Source organism: Kineococcus deserti, assembly GCF_050871945.1.
In the GTDB taxonomy this organism is placed as follows: domain Bacteria; phylum Actinomycetota; class Actinomycetes; order Actinomycetales; family Kineococcaceae; genus Kineococcus.
This window is the reverse complement of sequence record NZ_JBJLSI010000005.1, coordinates 1-23,740: the sequence shown is the minus strand read 5'-3', so window position 1 is coordinate 23,740 and position 23,740 is coordinate 1. Positions and strand designations below refer to the sequence as shown.

The 23,740-nt window shown below is 73.7% G+C and carries 22 protein-coding genes; 13 read left to right on the top strand and 9 right to left on the bottom strand.

Annotated elements, in window-relative coordinates:
* Positions 1-258: 258 nt before the first annotated feature.
* Positions 259-1,281 carry an ATP-binding cassette domain-containing protein gene (locus tag ACRYR2_RS05595; RefSeq protein WP_432561847.1) on the top strand — a complete coding sequence of 341 codons (1,023 nt, stop codon included), beginning with the start codon at positions 259-261 and terminating at the stop codon, positions 1,279-1,281.
* On the top strand, positions 1,278-2,078 hold the full coding sequence (locus tag ACRYR2_RS05590) for an ABC transporter permease (RefSeq protein WP_432561846.1): 801 nt from the start codon (positions 1,278-1,280) through the stop codon (positions 2,076-2,078). The genes ACRYR2_RS05595 and ACRYR2_RS05590 overlap by 4 nt, the downstream gene beginning before the upstream one ends.
* Positions 2,079-2,081: 3 nt before the next feature.
* Here the strand turns inward: ACRYR2_RS05590 and ACRYR2_RS05585 are convergent, their stop codons facing one another.
* On the bottom strand, positions 2,082-2,903 hold the full coding sequence (locus ACRYR2_RS05585) for a purine-nucleoside phosphorylase (protein WP_432561845.1): 822 nt from the start codon (positions 2,901-2,903) through the stop codon (positions 2,082-2,084).
* 31 nt (positions 2,904-2,934) lie between these two features.
* Positions 2,935-3,396 carry a gamma-glutamylcyclotransferase gene (locus tag ACRYR2_RS05580; RefSeq protein WP_432561844.1) on the bottom strand — a complete coding sequence of 154 codons (462 nt, stop codon included), beginning with the start codon at positions 3,394-3,396 and terminating at the stop codon, positions 2,935-2,937.
* A 29-nt stretch (positions 3,397-3,425) separates the two neighbouring features.
* Here ACRYR2_RS05580 and ACRYR2_RS05575 point away from each other — a divergent pair, with 29 nt between their 5' ends.
* The 4 genes from ACRYR2_RS05575 (at position 3,426) to ACRYR2_RS05560 (ending at position 7,490) form a co-directional block, all read left to right on the top strand.
* A complete protein-coding gene (locus tag ACRYR2_RS05575) occupies positions 3,426-4,865 on the top strand; it encodes an NAD(P)H-quinone dehydrogenase (protein ID WP_432561843.1) in 1,440 nt (479 codons plus the stop codon).
* A gap of 89 nt (positions 4,866-4,954) precedes the next feature.
* Positions 4,955-6,256, top strand: a complete 1,302-nt coding sequence (locus ACRYR2_RS05570) for a sensor histidine kinase (protein WP_432561842.1) — start codon at positions 4,955-4,957, stop codon at positions 6,254-6,256.
* 5 nt (positions 6,257-6,261) lie between these two features.
* Positions 6,262-6,915 carry a response regulator transcription factor gene (locus ACRYR2_RS05565; RefSeq protein WP_432562006.1) on the top strand — a complete coding sequence of 218 codons (654 nt, stop codon included), beginning with the start codon at positions 6,262-6,264 and terminating at the stop codon, positions 6,913-6,915.
* Entirely contained in the window at positions 6,912-7,490 is a 579-nt protein-coding gene (locus tag ACRYR2_RS05560) for a DUF4097 family beta strand repeat-containing protein (RefSeq protein ID WP_432561841.1), read from the top strand. Before ACRYR2_RS05565 ends, ACRYR2_RS05560 begins: the two co-directional genes overlap by 4 nt.
* Before the next feature lie 38 nt (positions 7,491-7,528).
* Here ACRYR2_RS05560 and ACRYR2_RS05555 read toward each other — a convergent pair whose 3' ends face one another.
* The 4 genes from ACRYR2_RS05555 to ACRYR2_RS05540 form a co-directional block, all read right to left on the bottom strand.
* Positions 7,529-9,376 (bottom strand): acetyl/propionyl/methylcrotonyl-CoA carboxylase subunit alpha, encoded by a 1,848-nt coding sequence (locus tag ACRYR2_RS05555; RefSeq protein WP_432561840.1) that lies wholly within the window; start codon positions 9,374-9,376, stop codon positions 7,529-7,531.
* Between the two features lie 86 nt (positions 9,377-9,462).
* On the bottom strand, positions 9,463-10,113 hold the full coding sequence (locus ACRYR2_RS05550; protein WP_432561839.1) for a Maf family protein: 651 nt from the start codon (positions 10,111-10,113) through the stop codon (positions 9,463-9,465).
* Positions 10,114-10,248: 135 nt separating this feature from the next.
* Positions 10,249-11,895 (bottom strand): DUF885 domain-containing protein, encoded by a 1,647-nt coding sequence (locus ACRYR2_RS05545; RefSeq protein ID WP_432561838.1) that lies wholly within the window; start codon positions 11,893-11,895, stop codon positions 10,249-10,251.
* A gap of 129 nt (positions 11,896-12,024) precedes the next feature.
* The gene (locus ACRYR2_RS05540) at positions 12,025-13,032 is read right to left on the bottom strand and encodes an ABC transporter substrate-binding protein (RefSeq protein WP_432561837.1); all 1,008 of its coding nucleotides are present in this window, start codon (positions 13,030-13,032) and stop codon (positions 12,025-12,027) included.
* A 90-nt stretch (positions 13,033-13,122) separates the two neighbouring features.
* Between ACRYR2_RS05540 and ACRYR2_RS05535 the strand changes: the two genes are divergently transcribed.
* Entirely contained in the window at positions 13,123-13,923 is an 801-nt protein-coding gene (locus ACRYR2_RS05535; protein WP_432561836.1) for a biotin--[acetyl-CoA-carboxylase] ligase, read from the top strand.
* Here ACRYR2_RS05535 and ACRYR2_RS05530 read toward each other — a convergent pair.
* Positions 13,864-14,451, bottom strand: a complete 588-nt coding sequence (locus ACRYR2_RS05530) for a GtrA family protein (RefSeq protein WP_432561835.1) — start codon at positions 14,449-14,451, stop codon at positions 13,864-13,866. The genes ACRYR2_RS05535 and ACRYR2_RS05530 overlap by 60 nt on opposite strands.
* Positions 14,452-14,805: 354 nt before the next feature.
* On the opposite strand from ACRYR2_RS05530, the gene ACRYR2_RS05525 reads away from it, so the two are divergent.
* Positions 14,806-16,047 (top strand): 5-(carboxyamino)imidazole ribonucleotide synthase, encoded by a 1,242-nt coding sequence (locus ACRYR2_RS05525; RefSeq protein WP_432562005.1) that lies wholly within the window; start codon positions 14,806-14,808, stop codon positions 16,045-16,047.
* Positions 16,044-16,568: a 5-(carboxyamino)imidazole ribonucleotide mutase gene (purE, locus tag ACRYR2_RS05520; protein WP_432561834.1), complete on the top strand. Its 525-nt coding sequence runs from the start codon at positions 16,044-16,046 to the stop codon at positions 16,566-16,568. Before ACRYR2_RS05525 ends, purE begins: the two co-directional genes overlap by 4 nt.
* Positions 16,569-16,913: 345 nt before the next feature.
* On the opposite strand, the gene ACRYR2_RS05515 is transcribed toward purE, so the two are convergent.
* The gene (locus tag ACRYR2_RS05515) at positions 16,914-17,066 is read right to left on the bottom strand and encodes a DIP1984 family protein (RefSeq protein WP_432561833.1); all 153 of its coding nucleotides are present in this window, start codon (positions 17,064-17,066) and stop codon (positions 16,914-16,916) included.
* A gap of 70 nt (positions 17,067-17,136) precedes the next feature.
* Between ACRYR2_RS05515 and ACRYR2_RS05510 the strand changes: the two genes are divergently transcribed.
* The 4 genes from ACRYR2_RS05510 (at position 17,137) to ACRYR2_RS05495 (ending at position 22,354) form a co-directional block, all read left to right on the top strand.
* Positions 17,137-18,408 (top strand): alpha/beta fold hydrolase, encoded by a 1,272-nt coding sequence (locus ACRYR2_RS05510; RefSeq protein WP_432561832.1) that lies wholly within the window; start codon positions 17,137-17,139, stop codon positions 18,406-18,408.
* Positions 18,409-18,558: 150 nt separating this feature from the next.
* Positions 18,559-20,304: a S8 family serine peptidase gene (locus ACRYR2_RS05505; protein ID WP_432561831.1), complete on the top strand. Its 1,746-nt coding sequence runs from the start codon at positions 18,559-18,561 to the stop codon at positions 20,302-20,304.
* A 126-nt stretch (positions 20,305-20,430) separates the two neighbouring features.
* Complete coding sequence (locus ACRYR2_RS05500) at positions 20,431-22,113, top strand: sodium:solute symporter family protein (protein ID WP_432561830.1); 1,683 nt, start codon at positions 20,431-20,433, stop codon at positions 22,111-22,113.
* Between the two features lie 19 nt (positions 22,114-22,132).
* Positions 22,133-22,354 (top strand): hypothetical protein, encoded by a 222-nt coding sequence (locus tag ACRYR2_RS05495; protein ID WP_432561829.1) that lies wholly within the window; start codon positions 22,133-22,135, stop codon positions 22,352-22,354.
* On the opposite strand, the gene ACRYR2_RS05490 is transcribed toward ACRYR2_RS05495, so the two are convergent.
* Complete coding sequence (locus ACRYR2_RS05490) at positions 22,340-23,548, bottom strand: LCP family protein (protein ID WP_432561828.1); 1,209 nt, start codon at positions 23,546-23,548, stop codon at positions 22,340-22,342. The genes ACRYR2_RS05495 and ACRYR2_RS05490 overlap by 15 nt on opposite strands.
* Between the last annotated feature and the right edge of the window lie 192 nt (positions 23,549-23,740).

Here is a 23,740-nt window from a genome sequence, read left to right as displayed (position 1 = left end):
GGTCGTGTCGGAGGGCCGTGCTGGAGTTCGCGCACGAGTTCGGACCGCCTCACCGTTCCCTCGCCGTCCGGGCGCTCGTGCTCGACGGGCACCGGGCGCCGCCGGTCCGGCGTTGCGGACCGGGGTTGCACGACGGGGCGGGCGGAGCCGATGAGTTCGCGCGGCGTGCGGGGTCGGTGGTCGCAGGAGTTCGGCGGGTCGGGAACGTGCCGGGAAAGGACGGGCGTGGTGTCGGTGGTACCTCCTAGGGTCGGGGACATGGCGGTGAGCGGAAGGTCTCGGGGTCCGGACGCGGCGGTGCAGGCGCGCGGACTGGTCAAGCGCTTCGGCGAGGTCACGGCCGTCGCGGGAGTGGACATCGAGGTGCCCGAGGGCACCGTCACGGCCCTGCTGGGCCCCAACGGCGCGGGCAAGACGACCGTCGTGCGGATGCTCACGACGCTGTTGCTCCCCGACGCGGGAACGGCCTCGGTCGCGGGTGTGGACGTCGTGGGCGACCCGCGGGAGGTCCGGCGCCGCATCGGGTTGTCCGGGCAGTACGCCGCGGTCGACGAGAACCTCACGGGTTTCGAGAACCTGGACATGGTCGGCCGGCTGTACCACCTGGGCCGCAAGCGGTCCCGTGAGCGTGCGTGGGAGTTGCTGGACCAGTTCCGGCTGACCGACGCGGCCGGCCGGGTCGCCAAGACCTACTCCGGCGGCATGCGTCGCCGGCTCGACCTGGCCGGGGCCCTGGTCGCCCACCCGCCGGTGCTCTTCCTCGACGAGCCGACGACGGGTCTGGACCCGCGTTCGCGCAACGACATGTGGGAACTGCTGACCGACATGGTCGCCGGTGGCACGACGCTGCTGCTGACGACGCAGTACCTGGAGGAGGCCGAACGGCTCGCCGACGACATCGTCGTCGTCGACCACGGCCGGGTCATCGCCCGCGGCACCGCGGACGAGCTGAAGACGCAGGTCGGTGGACAGCGGGTCGAGCTCGTGGTGGCCCGCGACGAGGAGGTGGCCGCGGCCGTCGGGGCGCTCGAACCCGTCGCCGTCGGCGACCTGCAGGTCGACCGCCGCGCGCGCCGCATCACCGTCCCGGTCAGCGGGGGCACCCCGGCGCTGGTGGACGCCCTGCGCCGGCTGGAGGCCGCCGGGATCGTCCCGCTCGACGCGGGGCTGCGCCGGCCGACGATGGACGACGTCTTCCTCACCCTGACCGGCAAACCCGCCGAGGAGCTCGCGGGTGAGGACGCCGACCAACCGCAGACGCAAGGATCGGGGCAGGCATGAGTTCGCTCGGGACGGCGCTGGCCGACGGATCGGTCGTCGCCAAGCGCAACATCATCAAGATCAAGCGGATCCCGGACCTGCTGGTCGGGACGCTGATCTCACCCATCATGTTCATCCTGCTGTTCGGCTACGTGTTCGGCGGGGCGATCGCGGTGCCGGGCATCAACTACCGCGAGTTCCTCGTGCCGGGGATCTTCGCCCAGACCGTCATCTTCGGGGCGACGATCACCGGCGCGGGGCTGGCCGACGACATGCAGAAGGGCATCATCGAACGGTTCCGCTCGCTGCCGATGGCGCAGTCGGCGGTGCTCATCGGCCGGACGGCCTCCGACGTGGTGACCAACGTCATCGTGGTGGTCATCATGTCCCTGACCGGTCTGGTGATCGGCTGGCGGATCCGCACCTCGGTGTGGGACGCGCTCATCGGCTACGCGCTGCTGCTGCTGTTCGCGTACGCGATCTCCTGGTGCATGGCGCTGCTGGGACTGCTGATCCGGACACCGGAGGCGTTCAACAACCTGGTGTTCATCACGATCTTCCCGGTCACGTTCATCACCAACGGGTTCGTGCCGATCGACAGCTACCCGCCGGTCCTGAAGGCGATCGCGGAGTGGAACCCCGTCTCCACGCTCGTGCAGGCCACCCGGGAGCGGTTCGGGAACGTCGGCCCGGGGGCCGAGCCCACGGCGTGGCCGCTGCAGCACGCCGAGCTGTACACGCTGGCGTGGATCGTGCTGATCCTCGTGGTGTTCGTGCCGCTGGCGACCCGCCAGTACAAGCGGGCCGCGGCGCGGTGAACCTCAGAGCAGCGGCGTGACGCCGGCCAGCAGGGCGGCGCAGCGGGGGGCGGCCTCGCGGCCGGCCTGCAGCACCTCCTCGTGCGACAGCGGCTGGTCCGAGACCCCGGCGGCGAGGTTGGTCACCAGGGAGAACCCGAGGACCTTCAGGCCCACGTGCCGGGCCGCGACGGCCTCCAGCCCCGTCGACATCCCGACGAGGGTGGCGCCGAGGACGCCGGCCATCCGCACCTCGGCGGGGGTCTCGTACTGCGGCCCGCGGAACTGGGCGTAGACCCCTTCGGGGAGGTCCGCGTCCACGCTCCGCGCCAGGGCGCGCAGCTGCGGGTCGTACAGGTCGGTCATGTCGACGAACGTCGGCCCCTCCAGCGGCGAGGCGCCGGTGAGGTTGAGGTGGTCGGCGATGAGGACGGGCGACCCGGCCGGGATCGAGCGGTCGAGCCCGCCGCAGCCGTTGGTCAGCACGATCGTGCGGCAGCCCGCCGCGGCCGCGACCCGCACGCCGTGCGCGACGGCCCGCACGCCGTGGTTCTCGTAGACGTGGGTGCGGGGCAGCACCAGGGCGCGCAGCGGGTCCGCGCCCTGCCGCGGCACGCTGATCGAGCGGACGGTGCCGGCGTGCCCCACGACCGCCGGGGCCCGGAACCCGGGCAGGTCGGTGGAGGGGACGGTCGCGACGACCTCGCCGAGCTGGTCGGCGGCCGCGGCCCAGCCCGACCCCAGGACGAGCGCGACGTCGTGCCGCGCGACACCGGTCAGCTCGGCCAGCCGGGCGGCGGACTCCTCGGCGAGGGTGAACGGGTCGGTGTCGTCGATCGAGGTCACGGGCTCACCCTAGGGCGTGCCCGGCGGCGGCTCAGGCGTCGTTGGAGCGGCAGGCCCGCCCGCGCAGGTCCAGGACGTAGTCGTGGGGGGCGCCGCCGGCCTCGGCCGCGTCGGCCAGGCCGCCGAGGTAGCGCGCGGTGGGCAGGCCGCCCTCGTAGTCGTCGAGGACGTACGTCCACGCCACGACGTCGCCGTCCAGGGTCTGCACCCGCACCTTGATCTTGCGGAACAGGCCGATGTCCATGCCCTCGCTGGCGTCGAGGCGGGCCTCGTCGGCCTCGGTGAGGTCGTACAGCGCCACGTAGACCTGCTCGCCCGGGGCTTCGACGACGGTGGCGATCGGACCCTGCCACGAGCGGTCCTCCCCGCCGAAGGTCAGCCGCCAGCCGAGCAGCCACCCCGTCGAACGCAGGGGCGAGTGCGGGGCTTTGCGCGCCATCGTCTCGGGGTCGAGGTTGGTCGCGTACGCGGCGTAGGCGGGCGAGGGAGGCACGGAGAAGAAGGGTAGGGGAGCATGGAGTCGTGAGTGCCACCAGTGCGTCCCCGAAAGCCCAGGCCGCCCGTGTCGCCATCCTCGGTGGCGGCCCCGGCGGGTACGAAGCCGCCCTCGTCGCGGCCCAGCTCGGCGCCGAGGTCACCGTCGTCGAACGCGACGGCCTCGGCGGGTCCACCGTCCTCACCGACGTCGTGCCCTCCAAGACCCTCATCGCCACCGCCGAGCTCATGACCACCGTCGGCGGTGCCACCGAACTCGGGGTGCGCTTCCCCGGCGGGCCCACGCCCGAGTCCGAGCCCGCCGGCGCGGTGAGCGTGGACCTGGGGCGCGTCCACGCCCGCGTCAAGGCGCTGGCCGCCGCGCAGTCGGCCGACGTGCGGGCCCGGCTGGAGAAGGAGGGCGTGCGGATCCTGTCCGGCAACGGCGCCCTGGAGGGCCCGCAGACGATCGTGGTGCGGGAGGGCGAGGACGCCGGCGCCCGGGTGGAGGCCGACGTCACGCTCGTCTCGGTCGGCGCCCGCCCGCGCACGCTGCCCGACGCCCAGCCCGACGGCGAGCGCATCCTCACGTGGAAGCAGGTCTACGACCTCACCGAACTGCCCGAGCACCTCATCGTCGTCGGCTCCGGCGTCACCGGCGCGGAGTTCGCCAACGCCTACGACGCCCTCGGCGCGCAGGTCACGCTCGTCTCCTCCCGCGACCGGGTGCTGCCGGGGGAGGACGCCGACGCCGCCGAGGTCCTCGAGGGCGTCTTCCGCCGCCGCGGCATGACCGTCCTGTCCCGCTCGCGCGCCGAGAAGGTCGAACGGCACGGCGACTCCGTCACCGTCACCCTCTCGGACGGGCGCACCGTCGAGGGGTCGCACTGCATCGTCGCCGTCGGCGCGATCCCGAACACCGCCGGCCTCGGTCTGGAGGAGGCCGGGGTGTGGACCTCGGAGTCGGGGCACATCGACGTCGACCGGGTCTCGCGCACGTCGGCGCGCGGGGTCTACGCGGCCGGCGACTGCACCGGCGTCTTCCCGCTGGCCTCGGTCGCGGCCATGCAGGGCCGCATCGCCATGTGGCACGCGCTCGGCGACAGCGTCGGCCCGCTGAAGCTGCGCTCGGTCGCCTCGACGGTGTTCACCTCCCCGGAGATCGCGACCGTCGGCTGGACCCAGGCGCAGATCGACTCCGACGAGGCGCAGGGCGAGATCGTCAAGCTGCCGCTGTCGACCAACGCCCGGGCCAAGATGCTCGGCATCCACGACGGGTTCGTGAAGTTGTTCTGCCGCAAGGGCTCGGGCACCGTCATCGGCGGGGTGGTGGTGGCCCCGCGGGCGAGCGAGCTGATCTTCCCGGTGACCCTGGCGGTCGAGAAGCGGCTCAACGTCGACGACGTCGCGCACGCGTTCACCGTCTACCCCTCGCTGTCGGGGTCGCTGGCCGAGGCGGCGCGCCAGCTGCACGTCATGGGGGAGTGACGGGGTAGCCCGGTGGTGGGGGAAACCCCACCACCGCCCGGGTGATCGCCCCCTGTTCCCGGGGGCCGGCCGATCCCTAGGGTCGACGCGTGTCCAACGTTCAGCAGCCGGCCGGTGGTCGCCCCTGGCTGGCCCCCTGGCGCTCGGGGTGGTGGGCCCTGTGCCACGGCACCACCAGCCTGTTGCTGCTCGGGCCCTACCTCCTCGTCGTGCTCCTCGTCGTGCTCGGCACCGCCCTGACCCCCGTGCTGCTCACCGGGGTTCCGCTGCTCGTGGCCGGACGGTTCCTGGCCCGCCTGGCCGGTGGCCTCGAACGTCGCCGCTACCGGACGCTGCTGGACGTCGAGATCCAGGCGCCGGGCGACCCGGTGCCCGGGCGCGGCTGGTGGCGCACGCTGCTGGGCGACGTCGTGATGTGGCGGACGGTGGCGCACCTGGCGCTCGTCTGCACCGTCGGCGCGCTCGTCGGGACGCTGGCGCTGGGCCTGGTCTCGGCCGGGACCGGGGCGATCTTCGCGCCGGTGCTGGTCGAGAGCGTCAGCGGTGTCGCCGGTGCCGGGGTGCACTGGCCGTTCGGCATCCCCGGCACCATCCCGCTGCCGGACGGCGCCGTCGCCGCGGCCGGGGCGCTGCTGGTCGTCGGCGTCGTGCGGTTCGCGCCGTACCTCCTGGAGTGCGAGGCCGGACCGGCCCGCTCCCTGCTGCGGCCGCCGCGCACCACCGAGGCCGCCCTGCGGCGACGGGTCGAGACGCTGACCACCACCCGGGAGCGGGCCGTGGACTCGGTGGAGGCCGAGCGCCGGCGCATCGAACGCGACCTGCACGACGGCCCCCAGCAGCGGCTCGTCGCGGTCGCGCTGCAGCTCGGGATGGCCCGGCGCGCGCTGGAGAAGGATCCGCAGGCCGACGTCTCCGGTTTCCTGGCGGCCGCGCAGGGCAACGCTCGGGAGGCCATCACCGACATGCGCTCGGTGGCCCGCGGGATCGTCCCGCCCGTGCTCACCGACCGCGGGCTGGACGCCGCGCTGTCCGGGTTGGCGGCCGCCGCGCCGCTGCCGGTCTCGGTGGAGGTGCGGCTGTCCACCCGGCCGGTGCCGGCGGCCGAGGCGATCGCCTACTTCTGCGTCTCCGAGGCGCTCACCAACGTCGCCAAGCACGCCCGCGCGAGTTCGGCCCGCGTCCAGGTGTGGCGCGACGGGACGCAGCTGCGGGCGCGGATCAGCGACGACGGGATCGGGGGCGCCGGCGCGGACGGGTCCGGGGGATCGGGTCTGACGGGCCTGGCCGACCGGCTCGGCGCCGTCGACGGCTGGTTGCGCGTCGACTCCCCGCCCGGTGGGCCCACGGACGTCAGCGTCGGGTTGCCGGGTTTCGACGGGAGGGAGGGGTGATGGGGCTGCGGGTGGTCATCGCGGAGGACTCGGTCCTGCTGCGCGAGGGGCTGACGAGCCTGCTGACGGCCGAGGGGATCGAGGTCGTCGAGGCCGTCGACACCGCGGAGCGGCTGCTGACCGCCGTCGACCGGCACGCCCCCGACCTCGCCCTCGTCGACGTCCGGATGCCGCCGACGTTCACCGACGAGGGGATCCGCGCGGCCGTCGTCGTGCGGGCGAACAACCCCGGCACGGCGGTGCTGGTGCTGTCGCAGTACGTCGAGGAGCAGTACGCCGGGGACCTGCTGTCCTCCAGCGCCCGCGGGGTCGGGTACCTGCTGAAGGACCGCGTCGGCGACGTCGGGGAGTTCGTCGGTGAACTGCGCCGGGTGGCCGCCGGGGGGACGGCCGTGGACCCGGAGGTCGTGGGGCAGCTGCTGGCCCGCGCCCGTCGCGACGACCCCCTGGCCCGGCTCACCCCGCGCGAGACGGAGGTGTTGCGGCACATGGCCGCCGGCCGGTCCAACACCGGCACCGCGTCCGAGCTCGGCGTCACCGAGAAGGCCGTGGAGAAGCACGTGTCGAACATCTTCGCCAAACTCGACCTGCCACCCGACTCCGACGACCACCGCCGGGTGCTGGCCGTGCTGCGCTACCTCGAGGAGGCGGCCCGGTGAGCGCGGGGAAGGTGGCCGCCGGGGTGCTCGCGGGCCTGGCGGTGGCGGCGGGCTCGCTCTCGGCGCTGGGGCAGATGACGTCCGTCGACGTGCGGGTCGCCGAGCGTGCGGCGGTCGGCGACCGTCTCGTCGTGGTCCTGGGCGTCGGGGACGTGAGCATCCGGGCCGGTCAGGTCGGCGAGGTGTCCGTCACCGGAACCGTCACCCACAGCTGGGGGCGGGCCGAGCACGGGTTCACCCGGCAGGGCGACACCCTGGTGTTCCGCAGCGACTGCGAGGTGGGCAGCCTGCCGGGCCCGTGCTCGGCCGACTGGACGCTCACCGTCCCGGCCGGTCTGGACGTCGAGGTGACCTCGGAGGCCGGGGACGTCGAACTCGTCGGGGAGTTCTCCGCGGCACGGGTCGAGACGTCGGCCGGTGACCTCGACGTGACCGTCCCGGGGGACGGGACGGGCTACGCGGTGCGCGGCGGCTCGCTGGTCGGCGACCGCACGGTCGAGGTGCCGGCCGACGACGACGGACCGGTCCTCGACCTGAACACCGGCGCCGGCGACGTCACCGTCACCACGTCCTGACCGCCCCGCGGAGAGCTTCCCCTCCGCGGGGTGCGCGTTCAGGCGTCGAGGATCTCGCAGAGGACGGCGCCGGTCGTCGTGGTGTCGCCGGGCTTGGCCGTCAGGCCGGTGATCGTCCCGGAGCGGTGGGCCAGCAGCGGCTGCTCCATCTTCATCGCCTCGAGCACCGCGACGAGGTCGCCCTCGGCCACGACGTCACCCTCGTTGACGTCGATCTTGACGATCGTGCCCTGCATGGGCGTCACGAGCGCGTTCGGGTTCTTCGCCGACCCACCCGCGGCCTTGCCCTTCTTGCCGGCACCGCGGTGGGTGGCCGAACGGTAGGCGCGGGCCACCGCCGCACCGGTGGCGACACCGGCGCGGGAGATCTCGTGGCCGGCGCGGGAGAGCTGGGCGTTGAACTGCTCGACCGGGAAGGAGACCTCCAGGCGCTTGCCGGCGACCTCGACGACGATCGTCTCCCGGTGCGGGGCGTCGCCGGCCTCCTCGTGGGAGCCGGAACCCTCCAGCCGGGAGGCGTCGAACTCCGGGGACTCGATCCAGCGGGTGTGCACCGTGAACTGCCCGGCCGAGGTCGCCGCGAACGCGGGGTCGGTGACGATCGCGCGGTGGAACGGCAGGACCGTCGGCACGCCCTCGACGACGAACTCGCCGAGCGCACGGGCCGCACGGGCCAGCGCCTGCTCGCGGGTCGCGCCGGTCACGATCAGCTTGGCCAGCAGCGAGTCGAAGTCCTGGGAGATCTCCACGCCACCGTCGACGGCCGCCGACCGCGGGTCGATGCCGGTGTCGACGCGGACGCCGGGACCGGAGGGCAGCGAGAACCGGGTCAGCTTGCCCGGCCGGGGCAGGAAGTTCGCGCTCGGGTCCTCGCCGTTGATGCGGAACTCGATCGAGTGGCCGCGGGTGGCGACCTCGGAGTAGCCCAGGTGCTCACCGCGGGCGATGCGGAACTGCTCCACGACCAGGTCGATGCCGCTGACCTCCTCGGTCACCGGGTGCTCGACCTGCAGGCGGGTGTTGACCTCCAGGAAGGCCAGCGTCCCGTCCGCGGCGACGAGGAACTCCACCGTCCCGGCGCCGACGTAGCCGGCCTCGCGCACGATCGCCAGCGAGGCGCGGCGCAGCTCGGCGTCCTGCTCGGGCGTCAGGAAGGGGGCCGGGGCCTCCTCGACGAGCTTCTGGTGCCGGCGCTGCAGCGTGCAGTCACGGGTGGAGACCACGACGGCGCCGCCGTGCGCGTCGGCCAGGACCTGCGTCTCGACGTGGCGCGGACGGCCGAGGTAGCGCTCCACGAAGCACTCGCCGCGGCCGAAGGCGGCCTCGGCCTCGCGCACCGCCGAGGCGAACAGCTCCTCGACGTCCTCGCGGTGGCGGGCGACCTTCAGCCCCCGCCCGCCACCACCGAAGGCGGCCTTGATCGCGATGGGCAGACCGTGCTCGTCGGCGAAGGCGAGGACCTCCTCGGGCCCGGCCACCGGGTCGGGGGTGCCGGCCACCAGCGGCGCGCCCGCGCGGGCGGCCAGGTGCCGGGCGGAGACCTTGTCGCCCAGGGCCTCGATCGCCGCGGGCGGCGGGCCGATCCACGTCAGCCCGGCGTCGATGACGGCCTGGGCGAAGGCGGCGTTCTCGGACAGGAAGCCGTACCCGGGGTGCACGGCGTCGGCGCCGGAGCGCAGCGCGACCTCGACGATCTTGCCGGCGTCGAGGTAGGACTCCTTGGCGGTCGTGCCGCCCAGGGCGTACGCCTCGTCGGCGCTGCGCACGTGCAGCGCGTCCCGGTCGCCCTCGGAGTAGACGGCGACGGAACGCAGGCCCGCGTCGCGTGCGGCCCGCACGACGCGGACCGCGATCTCCCCGCGGTTGGCGACGAGGACCTTCGTCACCGGACCCGTGACTCGTGTCGACGGCTCGGGGGAGGTCATGCGGCGTCTCCGGAAGTTCGAGGGAGGGTGCGGGACGAGGGCTGAGACTACCCGCGCTCGGCCCACAGGTCGGTCCAGGAGACCCCCGCCTCGCGGACGAGGTCGCGCAGCAGGGGCAGCGAGACCCCCACGACGGCGTGGTGATCTCCTTCCACGCCCCGCACGAAGGCCCCGCCGAGGCCGTCGACGGTGAACGCGCCCGCCACGTTCAGCGGCTCACCGGAGGCGACGTAGGCCTCGATCTCGGCGTCGGTGACGTCGGCGAAGTGCACCGTCACGCTCGCGACGCCGCCGATGGTGGCGCCCGAGCCGTCCTCGCGGTCGTCGATGAGCCAGTGCCCGGTGTGCAGGACCCCGCTGCGCCCGCGCATCGCCTGCCAGCGCGTCGTCGCCTCCGCCGCGTCGGCGGGCTTGCCCAGGACCTCCACGCCGTCGCCGAGGTCGATGGCCAGGACCGAGTCGCAGCCCAGGACCAGCGCGTCGTCGGGGGCGTCGTCGCGGTTCGCCAGCTGCCCGGCCACGTCCTCGGCCTTCGCCTTGGCCAGGACCAGGCACACGTCCTCGGCGTCGGTGACCCCGTACCGCTCGACCACCGCCGGCTCGGCGACCGAGGAGACGATCACCGCCGGGTCCAGACCGGCCGCGCGCAGGGTGGCCAGGCGGGCGGGGGAGGCGGAGGCGAGCAGCAGCGACGTCACGCCGTCAATCGTCACACGTCACTGCGGGTGGTCACGGTGGGTGGTCACGGTGGGAGACCGTTGACGCAACGGGCCGGTAGGTGCGGCCCGTTGCGTCAACGGTCCCCACCTGGCGACCACGCGCAGTGAGCGGGGTCAGGCGGGGAGGAGGGCCGAGCGCAGGACGTCCAGGCCCACGGAACCCACGTCCAGCGCGCGCCGGTGGAACTCCTTGAGGTCGAACGAGGCGCCGTCGCGGGCGGCGACGTCGTCGCGCAGCGCCGTCCACAACCGTTCGCCGACTTTGTAGCTGGGTGCCTGCCCGGCCCAGCCGAGGTAGCGGTCGAGTTCGAAGCGCAGCACGTCGGGGTGGTTGCCCGAGACCGACTGCAGGAACTGCCACGCCTTGGCGTAGGTCCACGCGCCGCCGCCGACCTCCGCGGGAGCCGGCAGGCCGCAGTGGATCCCGATGTCCAGCACGACGCGACCGGCGCGCAGCAGCTGCGCGTCGAGCATGCCCAGCACCTCGCCGGGGTCGCGCAGGAAACCCAGGTCCTGCATCAGCCGTTCGGCGTACAGCGCCCAGCCCTCGCCGTGCCCGGAGATCCAGCAGGCCTGGCGCCGCCAGCGGTTGAGCAGGGCGCTGTTCACGGCCGTCTGGCCGATCTGCAGGTGGTGCCCGGGGACTCCCTCGTGGTGCACCGTCGTCGCCTCGCGCCACGTGGAGAACGTCGTCTGCCCTGCGGGAACCGCCCACCACATCCGCCCGGGACGGGAGAAGTCCTCGCTGGGGCCGGTGTAGTAGATCCCGCCGCTGGTCGTCGGCGCGATCCGGCACTCCAGTCGGCGGATCTGCTCGGGGATGTCGAAGTGCCTGCCCTGCAACGCGTCCACCGTGGCGTCGGAGCGGTCCTGCATCCACGCCCGGAAGTTCTCCGCGCCCTCGACGACGAGGCCGGGGTCGGCGTCCAGCGCAGCGGCCGCGGCCGCGACGTCACCCGAACCCGTCAGCTGGCGGGCGACGTCGGCCATCTCCGCGCGCAGCCGGGCGACCTCCTCCAGACCCCACGCGTACGTCTCGTCGAGGTCGACCCGCGCGCCGACGAAGTACCGCGACCACAGGGCGTACCGGTCGCGGCCGACGGCGTCGGCCGTCGGCGCCTGCGGCAGCAGTTCCTCGCGCAGGAACCGCGCCAGGTCCCCGTAGGCCTGCGCCGCAGCGTTTCCGGCCGCCTCGACGGCCGGGCCCCGGCCGGCCGTGAAGGTGGTGAAGAACCCCTCCGGCGCGGCGTACGAGGCCGCCTCGGCCGTGCACGCCCGCACCTGGCGGACCGCGGCGACCCGGCCGGCCGCGGCCGCCGTGCGCAGGCTCTCGACGTACCCCTCCAGGGCCGCGGGCACGGCCGCCAGCCGCTCGCCGACGACCTGCCAGTCGTCGTCGGAGCCGGTCGGCAGCAGGTCGAAGACCATCCGCAGGTCCTGCACGGGGGAGGCGATGACGTTGAGGTCGCCGAGCAGTTCGCCCGCCTCGTGCAGCGCGACCTCCAGGCCGAGCCGGTCGCGCAGGGCCGCCACCGTCACCCGGTCGACCTCGTCGACCTCGGGGGTCGCCTCGAGCGCGGCCAGCGTCGCCCGGTCGGCGTCCGCGATCTGCTCCAGGCCCGCGGGGGAACGGTCACCCAGCCCCGGTGCGGGGTCGGGGACGCCGAGGGACAGGGCGAAGGACGGCTGCAACCGCAGCACCGTCTCCAGGTGACGTTCGGCCACTGCGTCGATCGCGGTCGCCTGCCGCTGCTCACTCACGCCCCGACCCTAGTTCCCGACCCCCCACCCCCGCGATCAAGGATTCGCCGATGTCGATCAAGGAATCGCGAATCCTTGATCGTCGGAGTTGAGTCCTTGATCGCGGGGGAGGGTGGGTGGGGCGGCGGGTCAGGCGGAGGCGTTCTGCGCCGCCGCGTCCAGCAAGGGCACGAGCCGGTCCAGCTGCCAGGGCAGGTTCAGCACGGTGGCCGAGGTGGCGCTGACCAGCGACTGGTCCTCCAGCCAGGCGACGGCGTCCGCGGCGACGGCCGGCATCGTCGCGTACACGGGGTCGGCGCGCAGCTCGTCGCGGGTCATGCCGTACCCGACGACGATGTCGGCGTCCAGGTCGCGGACGCGCTCCTTGGCCACGGTGGCGTAGAAGGTGTCCTCCTGCTCGGCCAGCGTGGTCACGCCGGGCGCGTCCACCAGGCCCAGCTCGTGCAGCATGTCCACGCGCGGGTCCCCGGGCAGGTAGACGTACAGCGTGGCCGGGTCGGCCGAGATGTAGGTGAACGTCTTGCCGGCCAGCGCGGGGCTGCCCGCGGCGCGCGAGGCGAGGTCGTCCTCGGTGTCGGCGACGAGCGCCTCCGCCTCGGCGCTCCTGCCGACGGCCTGCCCGATCATCGTGGTCTGGTCCTGCCAGCTCGTCAGCCACGGCTCGCCGGGGTAGGCCACGGTCGGGGCGATCTGGCTCAGGGTGCTCCAGTCGTCGGCTGTGATGCCCGAGTAGACCGCCAGGACCAGGTCCGGGGCCAGCGCCGTGATCTGCTCGAACGGGACCTCCCCGGAGGTCGGGTTGGGCAGGAACGTCGTCGTCGAGGCGTCGAAGTGCCCCTCCCACCACGGGTAGGTGCCGTCCTCCAGGCCGCCGTAGGTCACCTCCGGAACGCCCACCGGCTGCAGCCCCAGCGCCCACACGACGTCCTGCGAGCCCCAGCCCAGGCAGACGATCCGCTTCGGCTCGGCGTCGATCGTCGTGGACCCCAGCGCGTGCTCGATCGTCACCGGGAACGCGCCGCCGCCGCTCGTGGGGGCGCTGGCGGGTTCGGAGGCCGTCTCGTCCTCGGAGCCGCAGGCGCCGACGAGCGCGGCGAGGGGAACGGTGGCCAGCAGGGCGCGGCGGGAGGTGCGCACGGGGAACTCCATCGAGCTCGGAGGGTCAGGGCAGGCTCACCTCACCACACGGCGCGCCGAGAGGGAAATCCCGGAGGGGATGATCGAGGCGTGGACAACCCGTGGAGCGACCTCGAACGCCCTCCGCTGCGTGCCGCCGCCCTGCGCGCCGCGCTCGTCGGACCGGACGGCTGGAGCCGCCTCGACGTCGTCGCGAGCACCGGGTCCACCAACGCCGACCTCGTCGCCGAGGAGCACGCGCCGCACGGCGCCGTGCTCGTCGCCGACCACCAGGCCGCGGGCCGCGGTCGGCTGGGGCGCACCTGGTCGGCCCCGCCGCGCTCCTCCCTGGCCGTCTCGGTGCTCCTGCGACCGCAGCGGCCGGTCGAGGACTGGGCGCTGCTGCCGCTGGTCACCGGGGTCGCCGTCGTCGACGCCCTGGAGGGGCTCGGGGTCCGCGCGCGCCTGAAGTGGCCCAACGACGTCCTCGTCGAGGGCCCCGACCGGCCGGGCAAGCTGTGCGGCATCCTCGCCGAGGCCCGCCCGGACCGGGTCGTCCTCGGCGCCGGGCTCAACGTGTCCCTGCGCGCCGACGAGCTGCCCGTCGAGACGGCCACCTCGCTGCTGCTGGCCGGGGCCCGGTCGTACGACCGGGACACCGTGCTGCGCCGCTACCTGCGGGCCCTGCGCGTGCGGGTGGACCGGTGGGCGGCGGGGGAGTCACCGCTGGCGGCCTACCGCGCGGTCAGCGCGACGATCGGCGCCGACGTGCGGGCCCACCTGCCCGACGGGTCGGCGCTGGAGGGCCGGGCCGTCGACGTCGACGACGACGGGCGGCTGCTCGTGGAGGGCTCAGGCGGCGCCCGGACGCGCCTCGCTGCGGCGGACGTCGTCCACCTGCGGCCCCGCTGAGGCCTGCGGCTGCTCGTGCGAGGGGTGGGCCTCCCAGCCCTCCTCGCGCAGCTCCTCGACGAAGACGAACCTCCGGTAGGCCCACCAGCGGAACAGCGTGCCGAGCGCGACGCCGACCACCTTGGCCGAGATGTTCGAGGCCAGCGGCCCGCGCAGGTCGAGCACGTAGTAGGTGAACCCCAGGCAGGCCAGCGAGATGAGCAGCCCGAAGCCGTTCATCACGAAGAACAGCAGCAGCTCCCGGGGCGCCGAGGCGCGACGCCGGTGCCGGAACGTCCAGTACCGGTTGCCCAGCCAGGCCACCACGATGCTGGTGACCACCGAGATGACGTTGGCCGTCAGCGGCTTGTGGTGCAGCACGCCGACCCCGTCGGGGCCGGCGTAGCGCAGCAGGTTGAAGATCCCGAAGTCGGTGACGAACGCGACCGCGCCGACGATGCCGAACTTCGCGGCCTCGCGGGCCAGGACCTCGTAGGTGTCGCGCAACCGGCGCACGAGACCCGTCCCGCCCTGATCTCTCCCGCTCACTGGCTCCCGCTCTCTCCGTCGTCCCGGGGGTGGGTGTTCCCCCGCGGCCACGCAGTCTGACGGGTCAGGCTGGGAACGGGCTCGACGTCACCGCTTCGCAGAGGTGCGTGTCTTCCGCGGGTCGAGGTGGTCCTCCATCTTGACGGCTCCAACGATGCCGAGGACGACGAACGCCACACAGGCGATCACGGTGAACAACTTGCTCCCCCTCCGTGGGCACGCACCACGGTTCCGTGGCGCGACGGGTCAACTGTGACGCACCTCGGTGCGGCAGGCATCCCAGGGTCCATCGGCCGAACGGGTGATGACCTGAACGACGCGCCGCGGCCACTACGCTCGGCAGACGTGACCGCTGTGCCCACACCCGCCCGCACGCAACCCCACCGGACGGATCCCGCCCCGTACGCCCGGCCCGGCGGCTTCCCCGTCGTCGGAGTCGTCGGCGGCGGCCAGCTCGCCCGCATGATGCAGCCCGCCGCGCTCGCGCTCGGCCTGCGGCTGCGGGTCCTGGCCGAAGGCCCCGACGTCGCGGCCGCGCAGGTGATCACGCCCGCGCCGCTCGGCGCCGCCGACGACCTCGAGGCGCTGGTCGCCTTCGCCTCCGAGTGCGACGCGGTGACCTTCGACCACGAGCACGTCCCCGGTCCGGGGCTGCGGGCGATGGCCGAGGTCACGTCGGTGCAGCCGGGGGCCGACGCCCTCGTGCACGCCCAGGACAAGATCGTCATGCGCGAGAAGCTCAGCTCCCTCGGCGTGCCGTGCCCGGCGTGGGCGCGGGTCGCCGACCGCGGCGCCGTCGAGCGGTTCGCCGCGACCGCCGGCTGGCCGGTCGTGCTGAAGACCCCGCGCGGCGGCTACGACGGCAAGGGCGTCCTCGTCCTGGACGGCCCCGACGACGCGAAGTGGTCCACGGCGCAGCAGTGGCTGGCCGACTGGGCCGGGCGCGGTGGGCTGCTGGCCGAGGAGCACGTGCCCTTCACCCGCGAGCTCGCCGCGCTCGTCGCGCGCAGCCCCTCGGGCCAGGCCGCGGCGTGGCCGGTCGTGGAGACCGTGCAGCGCGACGGTGTGTGCCACGAGGTCACCGCCCCCGCGCCGGACCTGTCCGACGACCTCGCCGGCCGGCTCACCGACATCGCCCTGCGGATCGCCGGCGGCCTCGACGTCACGGGCGTGCTGGCCGTCGAGGTGTTCGAGGTCGACCGCGACGGGGTGCGCGACGTCGTCGTCAACGAGCTCGCCATGCGCCCGCACAACTCCGGTCACTGGAGCATCGACGGGTCGGTCACCAGCCAGTTCGAGAACCACCTGCGGGCCGTGCTGGACCTGCCGCTGGGGTCGACGCAGCCGCGCGCGCCGTGGACGGTCATGGTCAACGTGCTGGGGCCGAAGGCCATCGAGGCCCGGCACGAGGACCTCTACCGGTCCTACCTGCACGTCATGGCGCACGACCCGGGCGTCAAGGTGCACCTGTACGGCAAGGAGCAGCGGCCCGGCCGCAAGCTCGGGCACGTCACCGTCTACGGCGACGACCTGGAAACCGTCCGCGCGCGTGCCCGGCACGCGGCGGCCTTCATCGCGGGGGAGATCGACGAGTGAGCACCGTGACGCGTGTGGGTCTGGTCATGGGGTCGGACTCCGACTGGCCCGTGATGGAGGAGGCGGCCAAGGCGCTGGAGGAGTTCGAGGTCGGCTACGAGGCCGACGTCGTCTCGGCGCACCGCATGCCGCACGACATGGTCGCCTGGGGCGCCGCGGCCGCCGAACGCGGTCTGCAGGTCGTCATCGCCGGCGCCGGCGGGGCGGCGCACCTGCCGGGGATGCTGGCCAGCGTGACGCCGCTGCCCGTCATCGGCGTCCCCGTCCCGCTGCGCCACCTCGACGGCATGGACTCCCTGCTGTCGATCGTCCAGATGCCCGCCGGCGTCCCGGTCGCGACGGTCTCCATCGGCGGCGCGCGCAACGCCGGGCTGCTGGCCGTGCGGATCCTCGCCGCGGCCGACGCGGAGCTGCGGACGCGGATGGTGGAGTTCCAGGACTCGTTGCGGCAGGCGGCGTACGACAAGGGCGAGAAGCTGCGTGCCCGCACCCGGCGCTCCGGCGTCGGTTTCGGCGGCTGAGGTCGCCGGCCGCCGCGCGGCCACCGTGCCGGCGCGCGGTGACCTCGCGCGCGTTCACCGCGCACGCGGTGACGTCGCGCTCGAACGCGCGGCGTGGTGGTTGTGGCGCGCGGTGACCTCGCGCGCGTTCACCGCGCACGCGGTGACGTCGCGCTCGAACGCGCGGCGTGGTGGTCGTGGCGCGCGGTGACCTCGCGCGCGTTCACCGCGCACGCGGTGACCTCGCGCTCGAACGCGCGGCCGCTCCGGCTGGGCGACGACGAGCGCCGGTCATCGTGCCGTCGGGCCCGAGGTCGACCTGGGAGTCGGTGCGGTCGGTGCGGGCGACGAGGGTCTGCGACCGGGTCAGCACCTGCCGGTCTCGACCAGCAGCGCGGCGGCGTCCCCGGCCGGCTCCTCGCCCTCCTGGTGGCGGGCGTTCGCGGTGATGCGTGAGCGCAGCTGCTCCACCCGCCGCTGGGCGTCGGCGCGCTCGGTCAGCGCCCCGGCGATCTCCACGTCGCGACGGTGGGCGCGGCGGCCGCTCCCGTCGACCGGGTCGCGTCCACCGGTGGCTTACGGTCGGGGGGTGAGTCCGCTGAGCACCGAGTCCCACCGCGTCGACGGCCACGACGTGCACGAGCACGTCGTCACCGTCCCCCTCGACCACCGCGGCGGGACACCGGGAACCCTGGAGGTGTTCGCCCGCGAGTACGTCCGGGACGGCCGGCAGGACGCGCCGCGGCTGGTGTTCTTCCAGGGCGGGCCGGGCCATCCCGCGAACCGTCCCGACGTGGTCGGCGGCTGGCTGGACCGGGCGCTGGAGGAGTTCCGCGTCGTCCTGCTCGACCAGCGCGGGACCGGACGCTCGAACCGGCTGGACCGCCAGAGCCTGACCGGTGCACCGGCCGAGCAGGCGCGGTACCTGAGGCACTTCCGCGCCGACTCGATCGTGGCCGACGCCGAACTGCTGCGCGCCGAGCTGGGCGGGGACACCTGGGCGGCGCTGGGGCAGAGCTACGGCGGTTTCTGCCTGACGACGTACCTGTCCCAGGCGCCGCAGGGCCTGCGCGAGGTGTTCATCACCGCCGGGCTGCCGGGGATCGAGACGACGGCGGACGACGTCTACCGCGCGACCTACGCGCAGACCGCCGTGCGCAACGAGGAGTTCTTCGCCCGCTACCCCCGCGACCTCGTGGTCGCGCAGCAGGTCGCCGACCACCTCGAGGGGACCGAGGAGTTCCTGGTGACGGGGGAGCGGTTGTCGTCCCGGCGGTTCCGGACCATCGGGATCGCGCTGGGGCAGGTGTCGGGTTTCGACGCCCTGCACTTCGCCCTGGAGGACCCGTTCACCACGGTGCACGGCGTCCGCCGGCTGTCCGAGCGGTTCCTGCTGGAGATGTCCCGGCGGTTGTCCTTCGCCGACCACCCGTTGTACGCGCTGGTCCACGAGAGCATCTACGCGCAGGGGTCGGCGACGAACTGGTCGGCGCACCGGGTGCGCGACGAGGCCGGTTTCGCGCTCGACGCGCCGGAGTTCCGGTTCACCGGGGAACACGTGTACCCGTGGCAGTTCGAGGAGGATCCCGCCCTGGTGCCCCTGCGCGAGGCGGCCGGCCTGCTCGCCGCCGACGACTCGCTGCCGCCGCTGTACGACGCGGACGTGCTGGCGCACAACACCGTTCCCGTCGCGGCCGCGGTGTACGTCGACGACATGTTCGTGCCGTACGAGTTCAGCCGGCGCACCGCACAGGCGATCCGCGGGGCCCGCACGTTCGTGACGAACGAGTACCAGCACGACGGGTTGCGGATGGACGGGCGGCGGTTGCTGGACGTGCTGGTGGACCTGGCGCGGCGCTGACCCGGCCCTGGGCGGCGTCCCGCGCGGGGCGCGCACGATAACGCCGAACGCCCGTCCCGCATCCTCAAATCGACCACGGCAAACCCTTGTCTGTGAGCACTCTGTGCACCAAACTCTGCCTCCAGCAACCATCGAGGTAGGAGACCCCCCGTGCGCAAGATCATCCTGTCGGCCGCGATGAGCACGGCGCTCGTCGCGACGACCCTGGCGGTGACGCAGTCCGCGTCCTCGGCCGGGACCAGCACCACCGACAGCACCACCACGACCGCGGGCCAGACCAACTACGTCGTCCTCTACGACCCCGGCACCTCCGACGCCGTGGCGCGGGCTCAGATCGCCGCGGCCGGCGGCACCGTCCTGTCCAGCAACGCCGAGGTCGGCTACGCGGTCGTCACCAGCACGGCCGCGGACTTCTCCGAGAAGACCGGCGACGCAGCCGGGCTCGTCGGCGCCGCCGCCAACCGGACGATCGGCGCCGCCCCGAAGGACGCCGTCCGCGACACCGACGCGGTCGAGCGCCTCACCGCCGCCGAGCGCGCCCAGGTCGACGGGGACGTCTCGCTCAAGGCGCTCGCGGCGCGTCGGCCCGCCGAGGAACCGCTGGCCTCCCTGCAGTGGGACATGCAGGCCATCGGCGCCACCGCCGAGGGCAGCTACCGCACACAGCCGGGCAGCAAGAAGGTCAGCGTCGGGGTCATCGACACCGGCGTCGACGGGTCGCACCCCGACATCGCGCCGAACTTCGACGCCGGGCTCAGCCGCAACTTCGTCACCGACATGCCCGACATCGACGGTCCCTGCGAGGTCGAGAGCTGCGTCGACCCCGCCGACGTCGACGAGGGCGGTCACGGCACCCACGTCGCCAGCTCGATCGGCTCGCCCGTCAACGGCGTCGGCATCGCCGGGGTCGCCCCGAACGTGAACCTCGTCAACATCCGCGCCGGCCAGGACTCCGGGTTCTTCTTCCTGCAGCCCACCCTCGACGCCATCACCTACGCCGCCGACGCCGGCGTGGACGTCATCAACATGAGCTTCTACGTCGACCCGTGGCTGTACAACTGCCAGGCCAACCCGGCCGACTCCCCGGCCGAGCAGCAGCAGCAGCGCGTCATCGTCGCCGCCGTGCAGCGCGCCATCGACTACGCGCGCAGCAAGGGCGTCCTGCCCGTGTCGGCCTCCGGCAACGAGGCCACCGACCTCGGCGCCCCCGGCGTCGACGCCTCCAGCCCGGACTACCCGCTGGATCCGGAGGGCAACCCCGCCGACGCGCGCGAGCGCACCATCGACAACGCGACCTGCCTGAACGTGCCGGCCGAGAACGACGGCGTCGTCACCGTGAACTCGACCGGACCCTCGGGCCGCAAGGCGTACTACTCCAACTTCGGCACCGAGCAGTCCGACGTCTCCGCGCCCGGCGGTGACGCCTACGACACCCCGAACGGCCGCGTCAGCCCCGGCGCGCAGGTCCTGGGGGCCTACCCGGAGAACGTCGCGATCGCCGAGGGCGCCATCGACGAGAACGGTGAGCCCACCAGCCCGTTCGTGATCCGCGAAACCACCCCGGACGGGCAGGACGCCTACTACCAGTACGCCCAGGGCACCTCGATGGCCGCGCCGCACGCGGCCGGGGTCGCAGCCCTCATCGTCAGCGAGTACGGCCGGCCCGACCCGGCCCACCCGGGCACGCTGACGCTGGACCCCGCCGTCACCGAGGCGGTCCTGCTCGGCACCGCGACCGACACGCCCTGCCCGGTGCCGGCCGAGTACACCTACCGCCGGTACTCGGCCACGGCCGGGGAGGTCGTCTCCACCGCCACCTGCGCCGGTCCGGCCGAGGACAACGGCTTCTACGGCGAAGGCCTCGTCGACGCCCAGGCGGCCGTCTCGCTGTTCTGAGCGTCCCCCTCCAGCGCCCCGTCCACCCGCGCGGTGGGCGGGGCGCCGTCGTGTGCACGGGTACAGTGGTCCGGCCCGCGGTCGAGGTGGTGGTGGGTCCGGCACCGGTGGGGAGTGGTTCGCGCAGTGGACGTCGATCTCCGGCTCGAGGCGAAGGCCATCGACTACGCGTTCGTCGTCGTCTACTTCGCGGTCGTCCTCGGCGTGGGTTTCATCGCCCGCCGCACCGTGCACGACAGCCGCGACTTCTTCCTCTCCGGCCGTCGCCTGCCCGCGTGGATCACGGCGCTGGCGTTCCTGTCGGCCAACATCGGAGCCGTCGAGCTCATCGGGATGGCCGCCAACGGCGCCCAGTACGGGATGCCGACGACGCACTACTACTGGATCGGCGCGATCCCGGCCATGGTGTTCCTGGGCCTGGTGATGATGCCGTTCTACTACGGCTCCAAGGTCCGTTCGGTGCCGGAGTTCCTGCGGCTGCGGTTCAACCGCGCCACCCACCTGTACCAGTCGGTCGTGTTCGCGATCGCGACCGCGCTGGTCGCCGGGATCAACCTGTACGCCCTGGCGCTGCTGGTCAACGTGCTCATCGGCTGGCCGATCTGGTTGTCGATCGGCGTGGCGGCCGCCGTCGTGCTGGTCTACACGGGCCTGGGTGGGCTCACTGCCGCGATCTACAACGAGGTCCTGCAGTTCTTCGTCGTGGTCGCCGCGATGACGCCGCTGACGATCGCCGGGCTGCACCGCATCGGCGGCTGGGACGGCCTGGTCGCGAGCACGGCGGCCGATCCCGCGCTGGCGCCCACGGCCCTGCACGCCTGGGGCGGAACGGGTGTGGGGGAGGCCACGAACCCCTTCGGGAACTGGATCCTCATCGTCCTGGGCATCGGCTTCGTGAACTCGTTCGGCTACTGGACGACGAACTTCACCGAGGTGCAGCGCGCGCTGTCGGCCAAGGACATGTCGGCCGCGCAGCGCACCCCGATCCTCGCCGCGGCCGTCAAGATGCTGCTGCCGGCGATCGTCATCGTGCCGGGCATGGTCGCCGGTCAGCTGGTCGTCGGGCTCGGGGAACCGGGGCTGCCGTACAACGAGGCGCTGCCCGCCCTCATCGACGAGGTGCTGCCGAACGGCCTGCTGGGCCTGGCCCTGGCCGGGTTGATGGCGGCGTTCATGGCCGGCATGGCCGCGAACGTCTCCGCGTTCAACACCGTCGTCACCTACGACATCGTGCAGACGTACGTGCGCAAGGACCGGCCCGACGCCTACTACCTGCGCGTCGGCCGGCGCGTCAACGTGCACGGCGTGCTGGTGGGCGTGGCCACGGCGTTCATCGCCGCCCGCTTCGACAACCTGCAGGACTACATCCAGCAGTTGCAGTCCTACTTCAACGCCCCGCTGTTCACGACGTTCATCATCGCCCTGTTCTGGAAGCGGATGACGCCGTGGGCGGGGCTGGCCGGGCTGCTGGCGGGTACCGCCGGTGCGGTGGGGACGAGCGTGGTGGGTGGACTGGGCTGGGTGACGTTCAACTCCAGCCAGATGGCCTCCTTCGTCGGCATGGGGGTGGCGTTCGTGGCCGGTGCCCTCGCCTGCGTCGTCGTGTCGCTGGTGACGACGCCCAAACCCGTGGAGGAGCTCGACGGGCTGGTGTGGGGCCGCGGCCGGTTGCCGATCCGCGGTGCCGCAGCGGTTCCCGTGCTCGACGGCGCGGCGCCCGAGGTCGACGAGCCGTGGTGGCGGCGTCCGCTGCCGTTGGGGCTGGTCGTGCTCGCCGGCTGCCTGGCCCTGAACCTCGCCTTCGCCTGAGCGACCCTGAGGAGCACCCGTGAAGCGTTTCGTCACCGACCTGCGCGGCATCAGTGCCGTGACGATGTTCCTGTTCGGCCTGCTGCTGCTGGGGCAGGGGCTCTTCGGCACGACCGAGGAGGACCTGGCCAAGACCGGTGGGATCGCGCTGAACCTGTGGACGGGCGCCGCCCTGCTCGTCGTGGGCCTGGTGTTCGCGGTCGCCGCGGCGCGGTCGACGCGGGGCTCACGCCAGCAGTGAGCGCAGCGCCTCGGTGTCGTCGGCCTTGAGGTCCTCGAACATCTCCAGCGCCTGGTCGGTGTTCCACTTCACGGCCAGGCCGTGCGAGGTGCGGTAGTTCGGGTCCGACACCGGGACCGTCATGGAGATCCCCCCGGCGCCGGTCGCCGAGCGCATCCCGCGCAGGAAACCCACCAGGTCGGTGATCGAGGCGTCCTCGTCGAGGGTGACGGCGCCGCCGCCGGCCGAGGCCAGCGGGAAGGCGCGGAACGGGTTCAGCAACGTCGCCGGGCTGGCGGCCGCGGAGGTGATGGCGCCGAGCAGTTCCCGCTGGCGCTGCACGCGGCCGAAGTCGCCCAGGTTGTCGGAGTAGCGGTAGCGGGCGTACCCCAGCGCCGTCGCGCCGTCCATGGTCTGGCAGCCGGCCTGGATGTCCAGCCCGGCGCGGACGTCGCTCACGGCTGCCGCCGGGCACATGTCCACCCCGCCGAGCGCGTCGACGATCTGGGCGAAACCCCCGAAGCCGGTCTCGACGTAGTGGTCGATCCGCAGGCCCGAGACGTCCTCGAGGGTCTGCGCGAGCAGCGGCGCCCCACCGATGGCGTAGGCGGCGTTGATCTTGTTGCGGTCGTGACCGGGGATGGGGACCCAGGAGTCGCGGGGGACGCTGATGAGCGCCGCCGGGCCCCCGCCCTCGGGGACGTGCAGCAGCATGATCGTGTCGGTGCGCCGCCCGGCGATGTCGTCCCCACCGGCGGAGTACTCCGCGATCTCCTCCTGGCTCAGGCCGTCGCGCGAGTCGCTGCCGACGATGAGGTACGTGGTTCCGGGGGTGGCGGCCGGGCGTTCGCCCGTCGAGGCCGCCGCGACCTGGTCCACCGCCGACCACCCGCGCCAGGCCAGGGCGAGGGGGTAGACGACGGCGAGGACGACCAGCACGGCGACGACGGCCAGGACCCGCCGGCGGCGCCGCACGTTCGGCCGGCGCCGCGCACGGGGTTCGGCGGGACGACGGGGGGCCGGCGGGGGAGTGGGCGGTTCCTCGAGGTCCCGCGCGTACTGCGTCAGCCGCTGCCCGCGGCCGGGGGTCTGCGCGGCCGCACGGGTCCGCACCGGGCGGCGGGAGGGACGGCCGTAGGTCGTGGAGTGCCAGCGCTGCCCGGCCGCGTCGTGGCTCCCGGGGGAGTCGTGGTGCTCGGGCGGATCAGCGGGCATTGCCCCACCGTACGGCGGTCACCGGGCCCGACTCCGCGTCCACACGCGGAAAGCACACTTTCCGCCCGGACCCGTTGCCTCGGGGGGGGGGGGGGGGGGGGGGGGGGGGGGGGGGGGGGGGGGGGGGGGGGGGGGGGGGGGGGGGGGGGGGGGGGCGGCGTCGCGGGGCGGGGGGGGGGGGGGCGGGTGGGG